Below are 15079 nucleotides of genomic sequence, written 5' to 3' on the forward strand. Positions count from 1 at the left end.
TTGATCAGGCGCGCGGGATCCCGTTGGCACGGGGGCACAGATGGCCGTCGGGTTCGAGCGGGAGGGAGCAGAACGGGCAGTCTCCGCGTCCGGCGCTGACGACCTGTTCTCCGCGGCGGGCGAATTCTCGGGCGGCGGCTGCGTCGAGGACGATGCGCAGGACTTCGCGTTCGACCTCGTCGTCATCGGGGTCGGCAGAAGTACCGGCCTGGGCGTCCGCCTCGGTGAGTTCGAAGCATTCGATGACGAGTTCGTGCTTGACGGTGTCCCACCCCAGGCTCATCGTGCCGACGCGGAACTCCGGTTCGATGGGGACGTTGAGACCGGCGTTGTCGATGAGATCGTCGAGAGCCGTCTGCGGCACCCGCGCGGCCGGATCCTTGATCATCACCATGTCGAGCAGTTCGGTGATCCGGTCGGAGAGGATTTCGACCTGCTCCTTCTCGACGACCACGGTCGTCAGCGCGTTGCCGGACTTCGCCTGGAGGAGGAACGTCCTCTCACCGGGGAGTCCGATTGTGCCGACGACGAAACGATCGGGTGTGGGGTGGTCGTACAGAGCTGCCATGTCTTCAGCCTAGTTCAAAGACTTACATGTCGGTCCGGCCTGGGATACATTTGAGTCATGAGCACTGATCCTCGTGAGGCCCTGGACGCATTCCTCGAAGCAGTGAGAGAGCACTACGCTGCATCCGCGCACCGCAACGGTGACCAAGACCCCCGAGTCGAAGCCGCTTATATGGCTTTGGCCGATGCCTTCGAAATCTACGAAGACGCGATCTACACCGCGTTCGACGAAGTCACCCCATTCGAGCTCTTCGATGATGTCGAGGATGCCAAGGACGATGACGAGTTCCTCCTCGACGATGACGACGAGGACGACTGAGGGCCTGACAGAGGGTCGGACCTGCCGCTCTAGTCCGACGGACCCCAGGAGATCTGGTCGAGCACCTCGGCGATCTCATCCGCCAGTTCGACCTCGCTGGCGGTGACCTCGGCCAACTGTGCCGAAGTGCGCGGCGAGACCAGAGTGCTCGCGATGCCGTGCTGCCGGTTGAAGGCCAGGGCGATGTCCAATGTCGACACGCCCAGAGCGGTCGCAGCACGACGGACGCCGGCAAGCACCCGATTCGACCGCTCGTCGAGGTAGGCACCGGCGTATTCGCTCAGCTCGCCCGCCAACCGCGAATCCTGGGGAGTCGCGTTCCGGTACTTGTCAGTGAGCACTCCGCGACCCAGTCCTGCTCCGGCAATGAATGAGACTCCCGCATAGTCGGCGGCCGGAACGAGCTCTGCCTCGGCCTCGCGGTTGAGCAGCGAGTATTCTGCGACAGCACACGCGACCGGAATCCCGGCCCCGCGCATCTCCGCCAGCTGCCAACCGGTGTGGTGGGACACGCCCACGTAGCGGATCTTCCCGAGAGTGAGCAGGGTCTCGACCGCCGATGCGGTCTCGGCACGGTCGACCTCGGCATCGAAGACGTCGAGGACGAGCACGTCGAGGTGGTCGCGACCGACTGTGCGCAGCAGGGAATCGACTTGGCTGAGGATTCTGGAGCGCCCGAGTCCGGCCTCGATGTGGCCGGGTTCACTGATAGACACGCCCACCCGGGCCAGCAGCAGAATCTCTTCGGGAAGTCTCAGCCGTCCGAGCACCTCGGCGGAGATCGTAGCCGAGCTGGGCAGCTCGATGAGGTTGCCACCTGCGTCTTTGTACCCATCGACAAGGCGCTGGGCGACCTGGTCATCGACCCGGTGCCCCCACTCGAAGGTCCCGAGACCCACATCGCTGACGTCCAGACCGGTAGTGCCGAGGCGTTGGTGCTTCATGCTTCTTGAGGTTACCCGATGCTGCGACTACCGTGGTTTCGTTCCCACCTCATATTCTCAAGGAGTCGTATGTACGACTGGCTGGTCGCTGCCGTGCTCGGAATCGTGCAGGCACTCACCGAGTTCCTCCCGATCTCCTCCTCGGCGCATGTGCGCATCGTCGGCGAACTCATGCTGCCCGGTTCGGATCCGGGCGCGTTCTTCACCGCCATCATCCAGATCGGCACCGAGGCGGCCGTCGTCGTCTACTTCTGGCGCGATATCGTCACAATCATCTCTAAATGGTGCAAGGCACTCGTCGGCAAGCATGATCGCAAGGACCCCGAGGTGCGCCTCGGCTGGCTCATCATCGTCGGCTCGATCCCCATCGTCATCATCGGCCTGCTCTTCCAGGACTACATCGAGGGTGCTCTGCGCAGCCTGTGGATCACCGCGACGATGCTCATCGTCTTCGGTCTCATCATCGGCATCGCCGACTGGGCCGGGAAACGCGAACGCACCCTCGAGGACATGAACTGGGGTCAGGGCATTCTGTTCGGCTTCGCCCAGGCGCTCGCCGTCATTCCCGGCGTGTCACGCTCGGGCGGCACGATCATGGCCGGCCGTTTCATGGGCTTCGATCGCCCAGCGGCGGCTCGCTACTCGTTCCTGCTCGCCATTCCCGCCGTCGTCGGTTCCGGTCTCTACGGTGTGGCGCAGACTCTCGGTCGCAGTGAAGCCATGGTTCTCGACTGGGGACCGACGATCCTCGCCACAGTGATTTCGTTCGCTCTCGGTCTCGTCGTCATCCACTGGTTCCTCAAGTACGTGGAGACGAAGTCCTTCGCCATCTTCGTCTGGTACCGCGTGGCCCTGGGCATCGTCCTCTACATCCTGCTCGGCACCGGAGTCCTCGCAGCAGTCTGAGCCCGCGCATTTCATGTCGGGCTGTCGTCCGACACTCCAGCATCATCTGATCCCGGCATTCGCTCCTGAGTGCCGGGATCAGCGCATTCCGCCGCCGCCGACGGCGGCCGATTGGGCGAGTCCGGCAGCGGTCACCGACATCGCCGCGAGCACCGGCCTGTCACCGGAGAAGTCGATGACCGTGAACGACCCGGGAGCGACGCTCAGCCGTTGGAAATCATCCAGCGGCATCCCCAGGGCGTCGGCGATGATCGCCTTGATGATGTCTCCATGGGAGACGATCATCGCCCACCGAGGCGGCGCCGATTTCTCGGTACCGTCCGTGGGTTCTGCATCGGCCCGGGATTCGGCATCGGCACGTTCGTCCTCACGCAGCTGGGCCACGAGATCGCGGACGCGAGCTGTGGAACGCTCGGCCGCCTCGGTGATGGATTCCCCTCCGGGGAACCTGGCCTGCGATGCCGACTTCACTACGGTCGCCCACAGAGGCTCCTCGCCCAGTTCCTTGAGTGGCCGGCCCGTCCATTCGCCGTAGTCGAGCTCGATGACGGCCTCGTCGACGTCGATGCGATCGAAGTCAGCTGTTTCGGCCGCGATCGATGCGGTCTGTTCGCAGCGCTGCAGGGGCGAATGCACAAGGTGGGTGAAGTGCCGCTGCGGCAGAAGTTCGAGATTGGCCCGCAGCGCCCGGATTCCCTCATCGGTGAGGGACACGCCTGGGGCACGTCCGGCCAGGATTCCGGAGACGTTGGCGCTGGAGAGGCCGTGCCGCAGCAGAACGATGACGGGCATACCCTCAAGATTAGCCCAGATCGTCTAGGGTGAGGCTATGAAACGTCAGCGTCCACGTATGACATACGAGTTCCGGAAGGTCTCGTTCTCTCGTGATGTGCCGCGGTCGGCCAGTCTGCAGGAACTCAACGACCAGGCGGAATACGGCCAATGGGAGCTCGCCCGCACCCGCATCTCCGTCGGCGGAGTCCGCACCGTGTGGCTGCGCCGGAAGATCATGCCATTGACGATGAGCAGCTGATGGTGTGAGGTCGCCTTCCCTGGTTCCTGTTCTCACTGCCGGCCTCGTCACGATCACTGCGGGAGCGGCCATGTCCCTCCAGGGACGAGCGAACGGTCTGCTCGGGCAGATGCTCGGCCACGCCGTCTTCGCCGCGCTCGTCTCGTTCTTCGTCGGTCTCCTCTGCGTCGGCATCGCCTTGGCTCTCTCGGCCGAATCCCGTGCTGCCGGCCGACGTCTCATCGCGCTGCTGCGGGACCGTGCGCTCCCCTGGTGGATGCTCCTCGGCGGCTTGAGCGGCTGTCTCGTCGTCATCGCACAGGCCACGACCATTCCGTGGATCGGCGTTGCCATGTTCACGATGGCGTTCGTCTCCGGCCAGGTCACCGGCGGGCTCAGCGTCGATGCCACCGAGCTGCCGCCTGGCGGCCGTCAGCGTCTGGGCATCCTGCGCATCCTCGGCGTGGTCATCGTCCTCGCTTCCCTGGCCTTCGCCGCCGGTGACCGTCTGCAGTCGGGGATTCCGCTGTGGACTCCCCTGCTCCCGCTCGTCTCCGGAGCACTGACGAGTGTCCAGCAGGCGTTCAACGGCCATATCCGGGCTGCCACCGATTCGGCGGTGGTCGCGACGACGGTGAACTTCACGGTCGGGTTCGCGGCACTCGTCATCGGCACATTCGTCCTGCTCGTGGCCGGACATCCCTGGCGCGGATTCCCGACCGCGCCGGATCAGTGGTGGACCCTGCTCGGTGGGGCCTTCGGGGTGGTCTTCATCGCCCTGACGACGGTCACCGTGGCCAGGCTGGGCGTGCTTCTGCTCAGCCTGTTCGCGCTCTTCGGCAACCTCGTCGGGGCATTGGCCCTCGATGTGCTGCTGCCGATTCCCGGCTCCGATGTCACGCTGACCACGGTGCTCAGCGCCATCGGAGTGCTCATCGGCATCGTCGTGACGATTCTGCCGGTGCCGGCCGGGCCCTCGTCAGCGGTCAGGCCTTCATCAGGAAGTCGCCGAGGACCCGCGTCCCGAACTTGAGCGCCGAAATCGGCACCCTCTCGTCGACGCCGTGGAACATTGCGGGGAAGTCGAGGTCGCCGGTCAGCTGGAGCGGGGCGAAGCCGTAGCCGGTGATGCCGAGCTCGGCCATCGACTTGTTGTCCGTGCCTCCCGACAGCGTGTAGGGCAGGACGTTCGCGCTCGGGTCGTCGGCGAGCAGGCTCTTCTGCATCTGCGCGACCAACGGCGTGTCGAACGGTGACTCGAGCGCCTCGCCTTCATCCTCGGCGGTGATGTCGATTCCCTCCCCCGCGAGTTCCTTGATCTTGAGCATGACGTCCTCGTGCTGTCCCGGCAGAGTGCGGCAGTCGACGCAGGCGGTCGCGGTGCCGGGAATGACGTTGTGTTTGTATCCGGCTTCGAGGAACGACGGGTTGGAGGTGTTCTGCAGGGTCGGTGCCACGAACTTCTCGACCGAACCCAGTTCGGCAAGCAGCTGCGGAATCGTCTCTGCGGTGAACTCGATTCCCGTGAGCTCCGAGACGCCTTCGAGCAGTTTCCGTGTGGCCAGGGGGATCTCCTGCGGCCACGGGTGGTTGCCGATCCTGGTGATCGCGGCTGCGAGCCGCGTGACGGGATTGTCGTCGTTGCGCTGAGATCCGTGTCCGGCGGTGCCGTGGGCGACGAGGTTGAGCCAGGCTAATCCCTTCTCGGCGGTCTGGATGAGATAGACACGCTGGCCGCGGACGTCGACGGAGTAGCCGCCCACCTCCGAAATCGCCTCGGTGGCCCCGGAGAACAGCTCGGGACGGTTGCGCACCATATGGCGCGCCCCGTAGTTTCCTCCGGCCTCCTCGTCGGCGAAGAACGCGATCACGAAGTCCCGACGCGGGGTGAGTCCCTGGCGGAGCATGGCGCGGACGGACGCGACGATCATCGCGTCCATGTTCTTCATGTCCACCGCTCCGCGGCCCCACAGCAGGCCGTCTTTGACAACTCCTTCGAAGGGGTCGACGCTCCAGTCCTCCGCGGCCGCCGGAACGACGTCGGTGTGGCCGTGGACGACGAGAGCCGGAGCCTCCGGATCGGAGCCCTTCACACGGGCGACGAGATTGGCCCGACCCGGTGAGGATTCGACGATTTCGGACTTCAGGTCCACCTCGGCAAGCCAGGACGCGATGAGTTCGGCGGCCGGCAGCTCCGGGTTGGCTTTGTTCGCGCCCCAATTCTGAGTGTCGATGCGGATGAGCTGACGGCACAGTTCGGTGACTTCGTCCTCTGCGGCGCTGAAATCAAACACGGGACTCTCCTCCATGGTGGTTCGATCACGCGGCGGTGCTGTGATCGGCCTGACAGTCACCACCGTATCCCACCCGCGAGCCTGTCTCCGACTGCCGAATACGAAGATGGCCTCCGGATCGAAATCCGGAGGCCATCTCCTCGTTGTGCGCGAAGGGGGACTTGAACCCCCACGCCCGATAAGTTGGGCACTAGCACCTCAAGCTAGCGCGTCTACCAATTCCGCCACTCGCGCTGGCAACAGAGATAACTCTACATGCGCGAAACGGTGTCGCAAAATCGAAATCGGCTTTTGTGACGCACTGCACTTATCACGCCATCATTCGAGGTGTGCCACCCGCGAGAGGACGTGCGGTTTGCCGTTCTTCAGGTCGAAGACGGCCGACTGCGCAGCCTCGTGACGACGCCCTTCGGTCAGCGCATAGCCGACCGTGCCGGGCAGCAGGATCGGCTTCGCGAAGGACACATCCCAGCGGTAGGACTCGAGCCGCGGATCCATCGCCGAGAACGCCCGGGAGGCGCTGTACATCCCATGGGCGATCTGCCGCGGAAATCCGAATCCCTTCGCGGCGAGACCGTTGAGGTGGATCGGGTTGTAGTCACCGGAGACCTTCGCATAGCGCTGACCGATGATCGGATCCAGACGCCACAGGGCACTGGGCTGGGGCGCCGTGAACTCGAGGTGCGGCACCTGTGCCTTCGGCTTGGCTCCGGAGAGCTTCCGCCCCTTGGCCAGGTACGTCGACACCTCGTCCATTACGGGACGCCCATCGACCTTCGCCTCGAGGCGAACCTCGATCGTTGTGCCCTTCGTGTGCTCGAAGGGACCGGCAAGCTCGAGGTGGAAGTCCACAACCTCGCCGAGGCGGGCCCGCGAATGCATATCGACGCGGTTGTGGATGTGGACCATCCCCATCATCGGCAGCGGCACTTCGGGGTCGGCCAGCAGCTGCATGCTCAGCGGGAAACCGAGGATGTGCAGGTAGCCGGGGTGGACGATATCGTCCAGACCGTGGCCGACGACGTGGGCGAATCCCGCATAGGCGACCGGTTCGAGCGGAATGCTGCGATCGATCGCATGATCCGGCAGCTCCGGACCGGTGCGCGGGCCCACCGGCAGGGTCTTGAACAGTGCACGGGCATAGATGGGAAGCATCGAATCCGCCATCATGCACCCACCATGTTCTGACCGCATACGCGCAGCGTCTGTCCGTTGATGCCGCGGGCACCGCTGGATGCGAGGAAGCCGATGGCTTCGGCCACATCGACCGGCTGCCCGCCCTGCTGCAGGCTCGAGAGCCGGCGCGCGACCTGGCGTGTGAGGGTCGGCATCTTCGCGGTCATATCCGTTTCGATGAAGCCGGGTGCCACCGCATTGATCGCTCCCCCGCGGGCGGCGAAGTCCTCCGCCGAGGCGGCCGTGAGCCCGATGACGCCGGCCTTCGAGGTCGCGTAGTTCGTCTGCCCGCGGTTGCCGGCGATACCCGACGTCGAAGCCAGCGAGACGACCTGAGCGCCGTCAGCGAAGAGTCCCTTGTCCGCGAGATGGGCGTTCACCACGGCCTGAGCGGCGATATTGACGGCGATGACCGAGTCCCATTTCGCGGCATCCATGTTCGCGAGCAGCTTGTCCCGAGTGATTCCGGCATTGTGGACGAGGATGTCCACCGGTCCGCCGAGGGCGTCGGCGATCTTCTCGGCCGCATCGGCTGCGGTGATATCGAGGTGCAGCGTCTTGCCGCCGATCCGGTTCATCACCTGCGCCAGCGCCTGACCGGCCTGCGGCATATCCACACCGATGACGTAGGCGCCGTCGCGAGCGAGGTTTTCGGCGATCGCGGCTCCGATTCCGCGTGCGGCACCGGTGACCACGGCGGTGCGACCGGCCAAGGGGCCGACCTCACCGGTCGACATGAACTCTTTGAGGCTGAGTCGCTGACCAGCATCCGAAGACACGGTGAGGAACTGACCGGAGACGTAGGCGGACTTGCCCGAGAGCAGGAACCACAGTGCTGAAGCGACCGAGGGAGCGGTGAGGTCGACGCCGTCGAGGAGGATCCCGTTGGCGGTGGCGCCGGCGCGCATCTCGTGGGCGACCGACCGGGTGAAGCCGGTGATGCCCTGGGCGGTGGCGGCCTGCTCCGGTGTCTGGTTGTGCGCATCCGGTGCCGTCGAGATTGTGATCACTCGACCGCAGGCAGCCAATGAGCGCAGAGCGGCACCGACTTCGAGGACGACCGGCGACAGGTCGGCCGGGGACTGGGCATCGTCGAGGACGGCGATGACGGCGCGCACCTTCTCACCGGTCTGGGCGTTGCGGCGGACCTCAAGGCCGTTCTCCAGCAGCAGGTCCGCGATGCTCTGGGCACCGGAACCGGTGCCGAGGACGAGGACCGGCTTGTTCTCATACGAGGCCGGTGTTCTGCCGAAGCGGTTGAGTTCGACCGGCTGCGGCAGGCCGAGGGTCTTCGCAACCTGCTTCAGCGGTCCGTTGACGAGGGAGAGATAGGTGTCTTTCATGCTGCCTCCACAATCGCAGTGAGTCCCTGGCCGCCTGCAGCGCAGATCGAGACGAGGGACCTCTTCTTACCGGTGGTTTTCAGGTACTTGGCGGTGGTGGCGATGATGCGCCCGCCGGTAGCCGCGAACGGGTGACCTGCGGCCAGGCTCGAGCCCAGCGGGTTGAGCTTGTCGCGGTCGATGCTGCCCAGTGCCGCATCCAGTCCGGCCTTGTCCTTGCAGAACTCTTCGGATTCCCAGGCGGCCATGTGCGAGAGCACAGTGGAGGCGAAGGCTTCGTGGATCTCGAAGACATCGAAGTCGTCGAAGGTCAGCCCGTTGCGGGCCAGCAGACGCGGGACCGCATAGGCCGGGGCCATGAGCAGCCCTTCGGCACCGTCGACGAAGTCCACGGCAGCGGCTTCGGCATCGACGAGGCGCGCCAGCGGGGTGAATCCGTGTTCGGCGGCCCAGTCCTCGCTGCCCAGCAGCACCGAGGAGGCACCATCGGTCAGCGGAGTCGAATTGCCGGCGGTCATGGTCGCCTCGGCGGCGAGCTTCCTGCCGAAGACCGGGCTGAGCTTCGCCAGGGATTCCACGGTCGAGTCGGCACGCATGTTCGTATCGCGGCTGACCCCGAGGTACGGGGTGGTGAGGTCGTCGAAGAATCCGGATTCCCAGGCCGAGGCGAGGTTCTTGTGGGAGGCCACCGCGAGCTCGTCCTGAGCCTGCCGGGTGATGCCCCAGGCCGCGGTGGTGATCGCCTGATGCTCGCCCATGCTCAGGCCCGTGCGGGGTTCGCCCGTGCTCGGAGCCTGAGGCGCGAGGTAGGCCGGACGGATCTGCGAGGCGATCTTCGCCTTCTGCATCATCGTCTTCGCGCGGGTGAGTTCGAGGAGGATCTCGCGCATCGAATCGTTGACGACGATCGGAGCGTCTGAGGTCGAATCCACGCCCGAGGCGATTCCGGACTCGATCTGTCCGGCATTGATCTTGTTGTTGAGGCTGACCACGGCTTCGAGTCCGGTGGCGCAGGCCTGACCGAGATCGAAGGCGGGGGTCGTCGGAGCCAGCGCGGAGCCGAGCACGGCCTCGCGGGTGAGGTTGAAGTCCTTCGAATGCTTGAGGACTGCACCTCCGGCGACTTCACCGATGTTCTCTCCGGCCAGGCCGAAGCGGGCGACGAGCCCGTCGATGGCCGAGGTGAGCATATCGAGGTTCGTGGCCTTCGAGTACTGCTTGTTCGAGCGGGCGAAGGGAATTCGGTTGCCGCCGAGGATGACGGCGGGGTTGTTGGGAGCGGACATGTGCACCTCCGAGTGGTTGATTTAGCCGATACCGACAGTACCTGATACTGTCGGTTACATGAAATCGATCACAGACGGCCGCTCGACGAGATGGCAGAAGCATCGCGATGAGCGTCGTCGCGAACTTCTGCGTTCCGTGCGGCTCATCGTCGACGAGTACGGCGACGATATATCGATGGAGCAGATCTCGGACGCGACCGGGACGTCGAAGTCGGTGCTCTACCGATACTTCACCGACCGGGCAGGTCTGCAGGCGGCCATGGGCGAATGGGCGATGGGCGTCATCGTCCGGTCTCTCGATGAGGCCGCGGCCGCCTCGGCGAAGGGCGAGGGCTCAGCCGCGGCGCAGGAGTCCCTGGCCGCGATGATCCGCGCATTCGTCACGCTCGCCGGGAATTCCCCGAACGTGTATCGCTTCTGCGACACCGCAGTCAACCGGTTCGCGCCCGAGGAGACCGGCGGTTTCTTCAATTCCGTTGCCGGGCAGCTGGCCGAACGCCTCGGTCTGAGCGGGGAGCAGGCTCGGCTGTGGTCGGCCGGAGCGATCGGTTTCGTCAGCGCCGCCACCGAGACGTGGCTGTCCCGACCGGACCGGCCCGAGGAATTCGCCACCACCATCACCCATTGGCTCTGGGCAACCCTGCCCGAACAACGAGGAGTAGAACAATGAAGCTGTCTCTTGACCCGAAAGCCATCAACGACGTCCTCGACGGACATTGGGCAGAAGCTCGCCGACTCGGAAGGACCCTGGCCGAAGCGTCGTCGACCCATGACGATCCGGCCGATGATCTCGACACCGCACGGGCGAAGACCCTCGACGGGGTCATGATGATGGCCGAGACCGGACTGCCGATGACCGGGCTGTCACCGGAGATGGGCGGAAAGAACGAACACGCCACGAACGTCGCCGGGTTCGAAGAGACCGTCACGGCCAACCCGAGCCTGCAGATCAAGGCCGGCGTCCAGTTCGGACTCTTCGGCGGAGCGATCCTCCATCTCGGGGATAAGGAACAGCATCAGAAGTGGCTGCTCGACGCGCAGTCCGGCCGTCTGCTGGGTTCGTTCGCGATGACGGAGATCGGGCACGGATCCGATGTGGCGAACGTGGCGACCACCGCCACCTACGATGAGGCGACCGAAGAGTTCGTCGTCGAGACCCCCTTCCGGGCCGCAACGAAGGAGTACATCGGCAACGCCGCCCGCGACGCCCGGGCCGCCGTCGTCTTCGCTCAGCTCATCACCAAGGGCATCAAGCACGGGGTGCATGCCTTCTTCGTGCCCGTCCGCGACGAGGCCGGTGAGCCGATGCCGGGAGTCTCGATCGAAGACGACGGCTACAAGGGCGGGCTCAAGGGAGTCGACAATGGTCGCCTCGCCTTCGACTCCGTGCGGATCCCGCGCACGAACCTCCTCAATCGCTATGGAGACGTCACCGCCGACGGCACGTACTCCTCCCCCATCGAGTCGCCGGGACGCCGCTTCTTCACGATGCTCGGCACCCTGGTCCAGGGCAGGGTCTCGCTCGACGGCGCCTCCGTGGTCGCATCGAAGATCGCCCTCGACATCGCCGTGCGCTACGGACTCGAACGCAAGCAGTTTACGGCCGGCGATGACTTCGCCGAGACGACTCTGCTCGACTACGGCCAGCATCAGCGTCGCCTCATGCCTGCCCTCGCCGCCGTCTACGCCTCGGCGTTCGCGCACGAGAAGCTGCTGTCCTCCTTCGAAGAGGTCTTCGCCGGAGCCGATGACTCCGAGGAGAACCGGGCTCTGCTCGAGACCCGGGCGGCTGCGTTCAAGGCCGACTCGACCTGGATGGCGCTCGACGTCATCCAGGAATGCCGTGAGGCTTGCGGCGGTGCCGGATTCATGGCGGAGAACCGCCTCGTGGGGCTGCGCGCCGACCTCGACGTCTACGTCACCTTCGAAGGCGACAACACGGTGCTGCTGCAGCTCGTGGCCAAGCGCCTCCTCGGCGACTACGCCAAGGAATTCGCGAACCTCGACGTCGGCGGAGCCGCTCGCTTCATCGGCACCCAGGCCGCCGAACATACGCTCTACCGCACCGGTCTGGCCAATGCCGGACGGGCGATCTCGGATGCGCTGACCCCGAACCTCGGCGACAAGCGGATCAGGTCGGGACGCCTGCAGCTGACCTTGCTCGAAACGCGCCTGGAGGTCATGGTCGCCGGAGTCGCCCAGGCGCTGCGGCCTGCAACGAAGATGCCGGCCGCGCAGGCAGCCGATCTGTTCAACGTCCACCAGCATGAGCTCATCGAGATGGCACGAGCCTATGTCGAGCTCGAGAAGTGGAAGGCACTGGACGAGAAGATGAAGGAGCAGACCGACGCCGATCAGGCCAAGGCCTTCCGTCGTCTGCGTGACACCTACGGTCTCGGACTGATCGAGAAGCACATGGCCTGGCACCTCATGTACGGTCGCCTGCCGATGTCGCGTGCACGCCAGATCAATGAGACGCTGGACCGTCTGTGCAAGAAGCTCGCGGCCAATGCCCTCGACCTCGTCGAAGCATTCGGCTATTCGGATGTCCACCGTCGGGCCACGATCGCCTCAGGTGTTGAAGCCGAGCGTCAGGCAGAGGCCGCCGACTACTACCGTCGGGCGCGGGCTCGTCAGGACTTCCCGGTCGACGAGAAGCAGCTGCGCAAGGCCGCGGAGAAGAAGGCGAAGGCCGCCGCACGGTGACCGCGGGCCCGTGATCCGGGCACACCAGAAGACCCCCGCAGCGAACGGTCTGCGGGGGTCTTCTGGTGCTTGGGGAGATTCGGGTCGCTGTCTGGCGCATGCGCTCGTCGCCAGCCAGCCCCGTCGGTCTCAGTCGGCGAGGAAGTCGGCGAGCACCGCGGAGATCTTCTCTGTCTCGGTGAGGAACCCGTCGTGACCGACCGGAGAGTCGATGATGTGGTGTCGCACTCTCCCTGGCAGCGCCTCGGCGAGGACGCCCACCTGTTCCGGCGGGAACAGCCGATCCGAGGACACGGAGACCACGAGGTTGTCGGTACAGGCGTCGGCCAGTGCGACCGTGAGGTCAGAGGAGCGACCTCGGCGCACATCATGGTCGCGCAGGGCACGTGTGAGCACGATATAGCTGTGCGGATCGAACCGGGCTGTGAGCTTCTTGGCCTGATGGTCCAGGTACGAGGTCACCTCGTAGTAGTCCTCCGAACGCAGCCGACGGGAGAAGCGTTCGTTCAGGTCGGCATCGTTGCGATACGTCAGGTGCGCGATCTGCCGAGCCAGGCCGAGACCATGACCGGGGAAGCTGCCGACGGCCGAATAGTCACCGGAATAGTAGTCGGCGTCGAGTTCGATCGCACGTTCCTGCATCATCGCCCAGGCGATCTGGTCGGCTTCGCAGAAGGCCGGTGCGGCGATGACCGCGCACTTGCGGACCTTCCTGGAATCCAACAGAGCGAACTCGAGCGCTCGCGCACCTCCCATGGATCCGCCGATGACGGCGACCCAGGAGTCGATGCCGAGGATCTGGGCGAGATTGTGCTCCAGACGTGCCATGTCGCGGATCGAGACCCGAGGGAATCGGGAGCCGTAGGCCAGGCCGTCATCATAGGACGACTGCGGCCCGGTCGTTCCCGAGCAGCCTCCGAGGGAGTTCGCACACACCACGAAGTACTTGTCGGTGTCAATGGCTTCCCCGGGGCCGACGACACCCGCCCACCATTCGGTGACGCGGGAATCGCCGGTCAGAGCATGCTCGATGAGGATCGCATTGGACCGGTCGGCGTTGAGAGTGCCGAAGGTCTCATAGGCGATCTCGACCGTGCCGAAGGTGTGTCCCGAGTCCGTACCGAAGCCGAGGATCCGTTCGACGGAAGTGCTCTGGGTGGTCATCTCAGGCCGCGGTCTGCGCCTTCGCCGCTGCTGCCGCGAAGCCCTTGTCGAGGTCGCCGATGATGTCGTCGACGCCTTCGATGCCCACTGACAGGCGGACCAGTGCCGGGTTCACTCCGGCGGCCTTCTGGGCTTCCTCGTCCAGCTGTGCGTGCGTGGTCGAGGCCGGGTGGATGACGAGCGAGCGGACGTCGCCGATGTTCGCCACCAGCGAGTGCAGTTCGAGGGCGTCGACGAAGGCCACAGCGGCGTCGTATCCGCCGGCGATGTCGAAGGCGAGCACCGAACCCACGCCGTTCGGCAGGTACTTCTTGGCCAGGCCGTTCCAGGGGCTCGACTCGAGTCCGGCGTAGGCGACGCGGTCGACCTGGTCGTGGGCTTCGAGGTAGGCGGCGACCTTGTTCGCGTTCTCCACGTGGCGTTCGATGCGCAGGCTCAGGGTCTCGATGCCCTGGGCCAGCAGGAACGCGTTCGTCGGGCTGAGCGAGGGTCCGAGGTCGCGCAGACCCTGCACGCGTGCCTTGAGTCCGAAGGACACGTTCACCCCGAAAGCTCCGCCGGCGCCGAGGTCGCGAGCGAAGACGAGTCCGTTGTAGGAAGCGTCGGGTTCGTTGAAGCCGGGGAACTTCTCCGGCTGTGCGCCGTAGTCGAAGTTGCCGCTGTCGACGAGGACACCGGCAACGGAGTTGCCGTGGCCGCCGAGGTACTTCGTGGCGGAATGGAGGACGACGTCGGCGCCGTGTTCGATCGGACGCACGAGGTAGGGGCTGGCCAGGGTGTTGTCGACGATGAGCGGCACACCGGCTTCATGGGCGATTCCCGCGATCGCTTCGATGTCGAGGATGTCTGAGCGCGGGTTCGACACGACCTCGCCGAAGAGGATCTTGGTGTTGTCCTGGATCGCGTTCTTCCATGCCTCGTGGTCGTCGACGTCGACGAAGGTGGTGTCGATGCCGAGCTTGCGCAGGGTGACGTCGAGGAGGTTGACGGTTCCGCCGTAGAGGCTGGAGCTCGCGACGATGTGGTCGCCGGCTCCAGCGACGTTCGTGATCGCGAGGAAGGCCGCGGACTGGCCCGAGGCGGTGAGGACGGCGTAGACGCCGCCTTCGAGATCGGCGATCCGGTTCTCGACGACCTCGTTCGTCGGGTTCGTCAGGCGGCTGTAGACGGGGCCGACATCGGTCAGCGCAAAGCGCGCTGCGGCATGATTCGCGTCGTTGAACACGAATGAGGTGGTCTGGTGGATGGGCAGGGCGCGCGAACCGGTGGTCGGATCGGGGACCTGTCCGGCATGGATCTGGCGGGTTTCGAATGCCTGGGTCATGGTGACTCTCCTGTGTGAGTGCGGTGGCGGTGTCGCTG

General features: G+C 65.2%; 15 protein-coding genes and 1 tRNA gene. 6 read left to right on the forward strand and 10 right to left on the reverse strand.

Going from position 1 to position 15079, the window contains the following annotated elements; genetic code table 11:
- Window positions 1–4: 4 nt before the first annotated feature.
- Window positions 5–568 carry a DUF3090 family protein gene (locus BI49514_RS03165; protein ID WP_115614059.1) on the reverse strand — a complete coding sequence of 188 codons (564 nt, stop codon included), beginning with the start codon at window positions 566–568 and terminating at the stop codon, window positions 5–7.
- Between the two features lie 57 nt (window positions 569–625).
- Here BI49514_RS03165 and BI49514_RS03170 point away from each other — a divergent pair, with 57 nt between their 5' ends.
- Window positions 626–886, forward strand: a complete 261-nt coding sequence (locus BI49514_RS03170) for a hypothetical protein (RefSeq protein WP_025778383.1) — start codon at window positions 626–628, stop codon at window positions 884–886.
- Window positions 887–915: 29 nt separating this feature from the next.
- Here the strand turns inward: BI49514_RS03170 and BI49514_RS03175 are convergent, their stop codons facing one another.
- On the reverse strand, window positions 916–1830 hold the full coding sequence (locus BI49514_RS03175) for an aldo/keto reductase (RefSeq protein ID WP_101544226.1): 915 nt from the start codon (window positions 1828–1830) through the stop codon (window positions 916–918).
- A gap of 69 nt (window positions 1831–1899) precedes the next feature.
- On the opposite strand from BI49514_RS03175, the gene BI49514_RS03180 reads away from it, so the two are divergent.
- Window positions 1900–2736: an undecaprenyl-diphosphate phosphatase gene (locus BI49514_RS03180; RefSeq protein ID WP_101544228.1), complete on the forward strand. Its 837-nt coding sequence runs from the start codon at window positions 1900–1902 to the stop codon at window positions 2734–2736.
- 78 nt (window positions 2737–2814) lie between these two features.
- Here the strand turns inward: BI49514_RS03180 and BI49514_RS03185 are convergent, their stop codons facing one another.
- Window positions 2815–3528: a histidine phosphatase family protein gene (locus BI49514_RS03185; RefSeq protein WP_101544229.1), complete on the reverse strand. Its 714-nt coding sequence runs from the start codon at window positions 3526–3528 to the stop codon at window positions 2815–2817.
- 58 nt (window positions 3529–3586) lie between these two features.
- Between BI49514_RS03185 and BI49514_RS03190 the strand changes: the two genes are divergently transcribed.
- Both BI49514_RS03190 and BI49514_RS03195 read left to right on the forward strand, forming a co-directional pair.
- On the forward strand, window positions 3587–3769 hold the full coding sequence (locus tag BI49514_RS03190) for a DUF5703 family protein (RefSeq protein ID WP_101544231.1): 183 nt from the start codon (window positions 3587–3589) through the stop codon (window positions 3767–3769).
- A gap of 4 nt (window positions 3770–3773) precedes the next feature.
- Complete coding sequence (locus BI49514_RS03195) at window positions 3774–4781, forward strand: DMT family transporter (protein WP_101544233.1); 1008 nt, start codon at window positions 3774–3776, stop codon at window positions 4779–4781.
- Here BI49514_RS03195 and BI49514_RS03200 read toward each other — a convergent pair.
- From BI49514_RS03200 to BI49514_RS03220, 5 genes are all read right to left on the reverse strand, one after another.
- The gene (locus BI49514_RS03200) at window positions 4735–6042 is read right to left on the reverse strand and encodes a M20/M25/M40 family metallo-hydrolase (protein WP_244195105.1); all 1308 of its coding nucleotides are present in this window, start codon (window positions 6040–6042) and stop codon (window positions 4735–4737) included. The two genes, BI49514_RS03195 and BI49514_RS03200, sit on opposite strands and share 47 nt — an antisense overlap.
- 146 nt (window positions 6043–6188) lie before the next feature.
- Window positions 6189–6276 (reverse strand) — tRNA-Leu (locus BI49514_RS03205).
- An 84-nt stretch (window positions 6277–6360) separates the two neighbouring features.
- Window positions 6361–7197, reverse strand: coding sequence for a MaoC family dehydratase (locus tag BI49514_RS03210; RefSeq protein ID WP_244195106.1), 837 nt, complete (start codon window positions 7195–7197; stop codon window positions 6361–6363).
- A gap of 11 nt (window positions 7198–7208) precedes the next feature.
- On the reverse strand, window positions 7209–8561 hold the full coding sequence (locus tag BI49514_RS03215) for a 3-oxoacyl-ACP reductase (protein WP_101544238.1): 1353 nt from the start codon (window positions 8559–8561) through the stop codon (window positions 7209–7211).
- Window positions 8558–9847, reverse strand: a complete 1290-nt coding sequence (locus tag BI49514_RS03220) for an acetyl-CoA C-acetyltransferase (RefSeq protein ID WP_101544239.1) — start codon at window positions 9845–9847, stop codon at window positions 8558–8560. The genes BI49514_RS03215 and BI49514_RS03220 overlap by 4 nt, the downstream gene beginning before the upstream one ends.
- Window positions 9848–9905: 58 nt before the next feature.
- Between BI49514_RS03220 and BI49514_RS03225 the strand changes: the two genes are divergently transcribed.
- Window positions 9906–10517 (forward strand): TetR/AcrR family transcriptional regulator, encoded by a 612-nt coding sequence (locus BI49514_RS03225; protein ID WP_101544241.1) that lies wholly within the window; start codon window positions 9906–9908, stop codon window positions 10515–10517.
- A complete protein-coding gene (locus BI49514_RS03230) occupies window positions 10514–12553 on the forward strand; it encodes an acyl-CoA dehydrogenase family protein (RefSeq protein WP_101544242.1) in 2040 nt (679 codons plus the stop codon). Before BI49514_RS03225 ends, BI49514_RS03230 begins: the two co-directional genes overlap by 4 nt.
- A 129-nt stretch (window positions 12554–12682) precedes the next feature.
- Here BI49514_RS03230 and metX read toward each other — a convergent pair whose 3' ends face one another.
- Complete coding sequence (gene metX / locus BI49514_RS03235) at window positions 12683–13717, reverse strand: homoserine O-acetyltransferase MetX (RefSeq protein ID WP_101544244.1); 1035 nt, start codon at window positions 13715–13717, stop codon at window positions 12683–12685.
- A 1-nt stretch (window position 13718) separates the two neighbouring features.
- On the reverse strand, window positions 13719–15041 hold the full coding sequence (locus BI49514_RS03240) for an O-acetylhomoserine aminocarboxypropyltransferase/cysteine synthase family protein (protein WP_101544246.1): 1323 nt from the start codon (window positions 15039–15041) through the stop codon (window positions 13719–13721).
- Between the last annotated feature and the right edge of the window lie 38 nt (window positions 15042–15079).

Source organism: Brevibacterium iodinum ATCC 49514 (assembly GCF_900169265.1).
Lineage (GTDB): Bacteria > Actinomycetota > Actinomycetes > Actinomycetales > Brevibacteriaceae > Brevibacterium > Brevibacterium iodinum.

Bases quoted from the DNA above. Each gene is read 5' to 3' on its own strand.
- BI49514_RS03190 (WP_101544231.1), top strand. From the start codon at position 3,587: ATGACATACGAGTTCCGGAAGGTCTCGTTCTCTCGTGATGTGCCGCGG.
- BI49514_RS03175 (WP_101544226.1), bottom strand. From the start codon at position 1,830: ATGAAGCACCAACGCCTCGGCACTACCGGTCTGGACGTCAGCGATGTG.
- BI49514_RS03170 (WP_025778383.1), top strand. From the start codon at position 626: ATGAGCACTGATCCTCGTGAGGCCCTGGACGCATTCCTCGAAGCAGTG.
- BI49514_RS03185 (WP_101544229.1), bottom strand. From the start codon at position 3,528: ATGCCCGTCATCGTTCTGCTGCGGCACGGCCTCTCCAGCGCCAACGTC.
- BI49514_RS03215 (WP_101544238.1), bottom strand. From the start codon at position 8,561: ATGAAAGACACCTATCTCTCCCTCGTCAACGGACCGCTGAAGCAGGTT.
- metX (WP_101544244.1), bottom strand. From the start codon at position 13,717: ATGACCACCCAGAGCACTTCCGTCGAACGGATCCTCGGCTTCGGTACG.
- BI49514_RS03220 (WP_101544239.1), bottom strand. From the start codon at position 9,847: ATGTCCGCTCCCAACAACCCCGCCGTCATCCTCGGCGGCAACCGAATT.
- BI49514_RS03165 (WP_115614059.1), bottom strand. From the start codon at position 568: ATGGCAGCTCTGTACGACCACCCCACACCCGATCGTTTCGTCGTCGGC.
- BI49514_RS03225 (WP_101544241.1), top strand. From the start codon at position 9,906: ATGAAATCGATCACAGACGGCCGCTCGACGAGATGGCAGAAGCATCGC.
- BI49514_RS03210 (WP_244195106.1), bottom strand. From the start codon at position 7,197: ATGCTTCCCATCTATGCCCGTGCACTGTTCAAGACCCTGCCGGTGGGC.
- BI49514_RS03240 (WP_101544246.1), bottom strand. From the start codon at position 15,041: ATGACCCAGGCATTCGAAACCCGCCAGATCCATGCCGGACAGGTCCCC.
- BI49514_RS03180 (WP_101544228.1), top strand. From the start codon at position 1,900: ATGTACGACTGGCTGGTCGCTGCCGTGCTCGGAATCGTGCAGGCACTC.
- BI49514_RS03230 (WP_101544242.1), top strand. From the start codon at position 10,514: ATGAAGCTGTCTCTTGACCCGAAAGCCATCAACGACGTCCTCGACGGA.